Source organism: Pseudomonas kitaguniensis, from assembly GCF_009296165.1.
GTDB lineage: Bacteria > Pseudomonadota > Gammaproteobacteria > Pseudomonadales > Pseudomonadaceae > Aquipseudomonas > Aquipseudomonas kitaguniensis.
Genome location: NZ_VUAZ01000170.1, coordinates 1 through 6,348, shown reverse-complemented (window position 1 = coordinate 6,348; position 6,348 = coordinate 1). Strand labels below are relative to the sequence as shown.

At 59.6% G+C, this 6,348-nt stretch carries 5 protein-coding genes; all 5 read right to left on the bottom strand.

Annotation, left to right across the window (positions count from 1 at the left end; all coding sequences use genetic code 11):
- The coding region (locus F0169_RS24840; protein ID WP_152747901.1) for an ABC transporter permease subunit at positions 1-715 on the bottom strand (715 nt) is incomplete at its 3' end.
- Between the two features lies 1 nt (position 716).
- Entirely contained in the window at positions 717-2,591 is a 1,875-nt protein-coding gene (locus F0169_RS24835) for an extracellular solute-binding protein (RefSeq protein ID WP_152747900.1), read from the bottom strand.
- Between the two features lie 139 nt (positions 2,592-2,730).
- Positions 2,731-5,421: a TonB-dependent receptor gene (locus F0169_RS24830; RefSeq protein WP_152747899.1), complete on the bottom strand. Its 2,691-nt coding sequence runs from the start codon at positions 5,419-5,421 to the stop codon at positions 2,731-2,733.
- Positions 5,422-5,633: 212 nt separating this feature from the next.
- A complete protein-coding gene (locus F0169_RS24825; RefSeq protein ID WP_058412753.1) occupies positions 5,634-6,035 on the bottom strand; it encodes an ExbD/TolR family protein in 402 nt (133 codons plus the stop codon).
- Positions 6,035-6,348 (bottom strand): MotA/TolQ/ExbB proton channel family protein (locus tag F0169_RS24820; RefSeq protein WP_172979547.1); only part of this gene is annotated, 314 nt, incomplete at its 5' end. The genes F0169_RS24820 and F0169_RS24825, both read right to left, overlap by 1 nt.

Sequence of the window (6,348 nt, the reverse complement as noted above, 5' to 3'; positions counted from 1 at the left end):
TTTTGGTGAGGATGGTCAGGGTGGCGAAACCGCCGATCACCAAGGCGCTGACCGGCAGCACCATGTGCCACAGGTAATCGCCGATTTTGCCGAAAAAGCTCAGGCTGTCGAAGTTGTCCGAGACCAGCCCCTGAATCGGGAACCAACTGACATAACTGCCGCCGGCGAATACCACGATCAGCAAGATCGCAAACAGAAACGCCGGCATGGCGTAGCCAATGATGATGGCGGTGCTGGTCCACATATCAAAGGTGCTGCCGTTGTGGATCGCTTTGCGAATGCCCAGCGGGATCGACACCAGGTAGGTGATTAAAGTGGCCCAGAGCCCAAGCGAGATAGTCACCGGCAGCTTTTGCAGGATCAGGTCGGTGACCTTGGCGCCGCGAAAGAAACTGCTGCCGAAATCCAGTTGCGCGTAGTTTTTGAGCATCAGCCACAAGCGCTCATGCAGCGGTTTGTCGAAACCGTAGTGCTTGGTGATTTCTTCGATCAGCGCCGGGTCAAGGCCTCGGCTACTGCGGCTGGCACCGGCATTCGCGGCGGCCATTTCGCCGCCGCCACCGCCCACGGCCGCGCCGCTGAAACCTTGCAAACGGGCGATGGCCTGATCCACCGGGCCGCCGGGAGCCGCTTGCACAATCAAAAAATTGACCACCAGAATGCACAGCAGGGTGGGGATGATCAGCAGTAAACGTCGACTGATGTAATGCAGCATCTCAATGCCCCTCCGACGGTGCGTTGGCCTTGCTGAAGTCGGCAGTGGTCAGCGCGGTTTTTCTGACTTCCCACCAGCTGTCCAGGCCCTCGTCAAACTTGGGCTCACGCGCAGGCCGACCGAAACGGTTGAGGTACACGGTGGGCGTGCCGACCGAGTAATAGTTGGGAATCATGTAGTAGCCCCATTGCAGCACTCGGTCGAGTGCGCGGGCGTAATGCACCATGTCGTCGCGATTATTCGCCTGCACCAAGCCGTCAATCAGCGTGTCGACGGCGGGGTCGCGCAGTACAAAGGCGTTGGAGGCACCCACTTGGGTGGCGCTGCCTGAGCCGTACATGTCATACATTTCGCGGCCCGGCGAAACGATGGGTTGGCCGCCGCGCGGGAACTGCACCACGATCATGTCGTAGTCGCGGGCGTTGACCCGGTTGATGTACTGCGCCGAGTCGATCTTGCGGATGTCCATGTTGATGCCGATCTGTGCCAGCGTACGTTTGAACGGCAGGATCATGCGGTCAAAACCGCCTTGACCGTCCAGAAAGGTAAAGCTCAACTGTTGGCCCTGGTCATTCACCAGCTTATTGCCTTTGGGCTGCCAGCCAGCGGCCTTGAGCAGCGCCAGTGCCTGCAATTGTTTGTCGCGGATATAACCGCTGCCATCGGTTTTGGGTGCCTGGTAAACCTGGTTGAACACTTCGTCCGGCACTTTGCCGCGCAACGGTTCGAGAATCTCCAGCTCGCGGGCGTCGGGCAGCTCGGTGGCGGCCATTTCGCTTTTGGGGAAGTAGCTTTGCTGGCGCACATAAAAATTGCGCATCATCTGTTTATTGGTCCACTCAAAGTCCCACAACAGGCTGATCGCCTGGCGCACCCTGCGGTCCTGGAAAAACGGGTTGAGCAAATTGAACGCAAAACCTTGAGCGGTGCCGGGTTTTTCTTTCGCAAAAACGCTGCGTTGCAAGCGCCCGTCGGCCAGCGCCGGGCCGTCATAGCCAATGCTGAAGCCGGTGGCCGAAAACTCGCGGTTATAGTCAAACGCGCCGGCCTTGAGCAGTTGCCGGGCAATGTCGGTGTCGGCATAGAAGTTCACGGTCAAGCGGTCGAAGTTGTACAAGCCCTTGCTGACCGGCAAATCTTTGGCCCACCAGTTTTTGTTGCGCTCAAAACTGATGCTGCGCCCGGGGTCTACCTGGCTGACCGAATACGGCCCGCTGCCCAGCGGCGGTTCAAAGCCGCCGCCGGTGGCGAAGTCGCGCGTCTTCCAGCCGTGTTCCGGCAGGATGCGCATGCTCGCCAAATCCAGGGCCAGCGTGCGGTTTTGGTTGTTCTTGAAGTCAAAGCGAATTTGCAGCGGGTTTTCCACCACCATGTCTTTGACCTCGCCATACAGCATGCGAAAACTCAGGCTGCCTTTGGTCATCAGGGTGGTGTAGGTGAACGCTACGTCGTTCGCGGTGATCGGCGTGTCGTCGGCGAAACGCGCTTTGGGGTTCACGTAAAAACGTACCCACAGGCCGTCAGGGTCGCGCTCCATCTTCTGCGCGATCAAGCCATAGACGGTGTAGGGCTCGTCGAGTGAGCGAAACGCCAAGGGCGAATACACCCATTGATCAACCTGGATGACGCCGGTGCCCTGGTCGATGTACGGCACGATGTAATTGAATTGGCCGATTTCCATGGACGCCCGACTCAACGAACCGCCTTTGGGCGCGTTGGGATTGACGTAATCGAAGTGCTGGAAATTGTCCGGGTATTTGGGTGCTTCGCCATACACCGTCATGGCTTGGCTGGGTGCAGCATTCACGCTCATGCACACGCAAAACAACGCAGGCACCAGCAAAAAACGCAGCAGGGGCAGGATTAACGAACACATGATGGAGTTTCCTTGTACCGCGTGTTGAACCGTCGAGTGCGTGGAAAAATCCCCGGCGCTGCGTGTCGAAAAGCGCCGGGGTTTGCGAGCTCGCAATTTGCACCGGTACAGGCAGGAGTGGACCTGCACCGGTGTTCACTCAGAAGTGGTACGTCGCACGGGCAAAGAACGTACGGCCCATCGGGTCGCTGTAACGTGGGTCGTAGCCGCTCTGGAAGTTATAAGCCTGGTTGGAGAACGGCGGGTTGCGGTCAAACATGTTTTTAACCCCTACATCCAGGTCCACGGTTTTGTTGAAGGTGTAGCCACCGGACAGGTCCCACAAGGTGTAAGAGGCAACACGCGAGTGGGTCTCGGGGTCGGCGTCGTCGTAGCCGCTGGTGAAACGGTTGACCAGCGAGGCACGGTAAGCGCCCAGGTTCCAGGTGCCGCTCAGTACGTGTTTCCAGCGCGCGATCATGCCCTTGCCTTCGAACGCGCCGACGTTGTCGGTGTAACTGCCGCCAATCGTGGTCTGGTAGTCATAACGCGACACGTAAGTGCCTTGCAGGCCCAGGCCGAACTGGCCGAACGGGGTGTTTGGGAACTTGTAGTCCAGCGACACATCGACGCCGCTGGTTTTGACTGCACCCAGGTTAGCCAGCCCGGTTTGCACGTAGTTGAGCGTGCCATCGGCGTTGCGGATGAAACGATCGGCGTAAGCGTTCGGGTCGTCAAACACGGTGGATTCAGGGAACTCGGCGATCTGGTTGGCGATGTGAATCCACCAGAAGTCCAGGCCCATCGACAAGTTGCGTACCGGTTGATAGACGAACCCCACCGTCACGTTACGGGCTTTTTCAGGCGACAGATTGGTGTTGCCGCCCGTGCGGTTATGGAACTGCTGACCACAATCGCGACCGGCGTTACCGCCCGCTTGCACCACACCGCCGGTGCACAGGTTCGGGTCGTTGTAATAACCCTGAGTGAAGGTGGTGTATTGCGGGTTGTACAGCTCATACAGCGACGGGGCGCGGAAGCCTTCGCTGTACGCGCCACGCACCACCACTTCTTTGAACGGCTGGTAGCGGAACGAGTATTTCGGGTTGGTGGTGCTGCCGAAGTCGCTGTATTTGTCGTGACGCACAGCGGCCGACAACTCCAGGCTGTCGAATACCGGCACGTTCAGCTCGGTGTACACCGCCTTGACGGTACGGTCGCCCTCGACGCTGCCGTTGGGGTCGACGCCCAGGCTGGAAATGTCCGCAGCGAAGGCCTCGTAACTTTGATGGAATTTTTCCTGGCGGAACTCGCCACCAATCGCCAGGCCAGCAGGCCCGGCACCAAACCAGTCACCCACTTCACGGCTCATCCGGCCATCCAGCCCGGTCACGCGGCCCACAGAGGATGAGTACTGGCCATGGTATTGGTTGGCGTCAATCAGCGCCTGCCCGGCAGCGCTTTGCGGACCAAACGGGTTGATGATGCCGTCCGCGATGCCATTGATCATCGCCGCGTCACTGACATACCCGCCGGTGACGCTGGAAAGCACCTGGTTCTGGTTGTACGAGGCGCCAACGTTGTAATCCCAGCCCTTGGCCACGCCGTCAAAGCTCAGGACCAGACGCTGGCTGGTGTTCTGGTCTTTGGATTGGCGCCCGCCGGCTGCGGTTTCGCGCCAGTTGAGGTCGACCGGTTGGGTTGCGTCGAACGAGGCGTTGGTCGACGCAGGGGTGATGCCGTTGCCGGGAAAGTATGGCGAGGTCGGGTCCATGCTCAGGCCGGTCAAAGGTGCCGGGGCTATGCCGACTGCGTTGTTGTTGCGCGCCCAGAAGTATTCGAGGCTGACGCTGTCTTCATCGGTGATTTTGCCGGTGGCCTTGCCGAAGAAGGAGGTTTTTTCGGTCTCGGGCAACAAGTCCAGATAGTCGGTGGTGTTGAAGCGGCACACACCCTGGCGTGACACCAGGTTAGGCCCGTTACAGTTGCCGCTGGACAGCGGGTTAGTGGTCACACCGCCCTGGCTGTAGTTGGCCGGAAAAGAGGTGCCCGAGGTCTGATCCAGGCCACGGCCGGGTGCGTACGAGGTGGCAAAGGTGCGGTCCTTGGCCCTGAGGCTGTCTTGCTTGTTGTAGTTCATCACCGCCATCAGGTTGAAGCGGTCTTGCTCCAGGTCACCAAAGCCCCAGCTTGCGCTCACGTCGTGACTGTTGCCGCCACCGCTGGCATCGGCGCCTTCGCCGCCCAGCGAAAGCGTGCCGTCGGTCATGGATTTTTTGGTGATGAAGTTGATCACGCCGCCAATCGCGTCAGTGCCGTACAAAGCCGATGCGCCGTCGCGCAACACTTCAACACGGTCAATGGCGGCGAAAGGGATGGTGTTCAGGTCAACCGAAGCGCCGTCGATGGCGTTGTTGCCCAAGCGCCGGCCATTAAGCAGTACCAGGGTTTTGTTGGAACCAATGCCGCGCATGTCGGCGAAGCTGGAACCACCGGTGGACAAGCCCACGGAGCTGGCCGAGTTGCGCAGCGACTGGTTGCCCGTGACCCGCTGCATGATTTCAGCGGTGGTGGTCACGCCCTCACTGCGTAACTGTTCGGTGCGCAGAATGGTGATGGGCACCGCGGTTTCAGCATCGACCCGGCGAATCGCCGAACCGGTCACTTCCACGCGGTCAAGTTGCGTGGTGGTGGGGGCGGGCGCCGCTGTGTCGGTGCTCACGGTGGCTTCTGCGGCCTGCAACTGGCCTGCGGTGATCCCCATGGCAACCAGGTACAAGGGCACAAAACGATGCCGCCGAACACTTGCAACGAGCGGTTTGAGGGTGAAACCTGAACTCTTCATCTGCATGGTTGATTCCGACTTTATTGGATGTTTGTTGGAATGGTCTCGTGGACCTTCATGATTCCGTTTGGGCTTTGTCGACCCGGCGCAAAACACTTTCTTCAAGCAAGCCGTTCCCCTGCGGGGGCAAAAGTGCCCTTGCATGGCTTGTTACAGCGGGCTACGCAGTTCCTGCGGTAGCGCACATGCGCGCTACCGCAGGGGCGTGAAGTTGAGCGTTACCTTGCGGTCATCACCGAAATTTTGGTGATGCCGGAGCGCTCAATCGAGGCCATCGCCTTGGCGACCTGGCCGTAATTGACCGAAGCGTCGGCCTGCAACTGAACCCGCACTTCCGGGTCCTGGGCCTTCACGTCCTGCAGGCTTTTTTCCAGCAGTTCGGGGGCCACTTCGTTTTTGGCCAGGAAAAACTTGCCGTCCTGGTCGACGCTGACCACCACCGGGTCTTTCTTTTTCTCGGTGGCGACCGCATCGGTCTTGGGCAAGTTGATCTTGATGGCGTTGGTCATCATTGGCGTGGTCACGATGAACACCACCAGCAATACCAGCATCACGTCGACCAACGGCGTGACGTTCATTTCGCTGAGCACTTCATCGCTGTCTTGGGTTGAGAACGACATCAGCTTGCCTCCCGCACGGGCGAGCGCTTGGCGGAGATGGCCTGGCGGTCGATGGCAAAGTCGCTGCGTTGGGCGAGGGCGTCAAAGTCATGCGCGAAATCGTCCATGTTGGCCGATGCGAGTTTCAGGCGACGCAGGAAGAAGTTGTAAATCAGCACCGCAGGCACGGCGACGGCAATGCCCACGCCGGTCGCGATCAGCGCGTGACCGATCGGCCCGGCGACGGTTTCAAGGCTGGCGGAGCCGCTGGCGCCGATGCTTTGCAGGGCTTCCATGATGCCCCAGACCGTGCCGAACAGGCCGATAAACGGCG

What these genes read in the sequence shown, in the direction of transcription:
- F0169_RS24825 (WP_058412753.1), bottom strand. Translation starts at nt 6,035, where the DNA reads ATGTCGTTCTCAACCCAAGACAGCGATGAAGTGCTCAGCGAAATGAAC.
- F0169_RS24835 (WP_152747900.1), bottom strand. Translation starts at nt 2,591, where the DNA reads ATGTGTTCGTTAATCCTGCCCCTGCTGCGTTTTTTGCTGGTGCCTGCG.
- F0169_RS24830 (WP_152747899.1), bottom strand. Translation starts at nt 5,421, where the DNA reads ATGCAGATGAAGAGTTCAGGTTTCACCCTCAAACCGCTCGTTGCAAGT.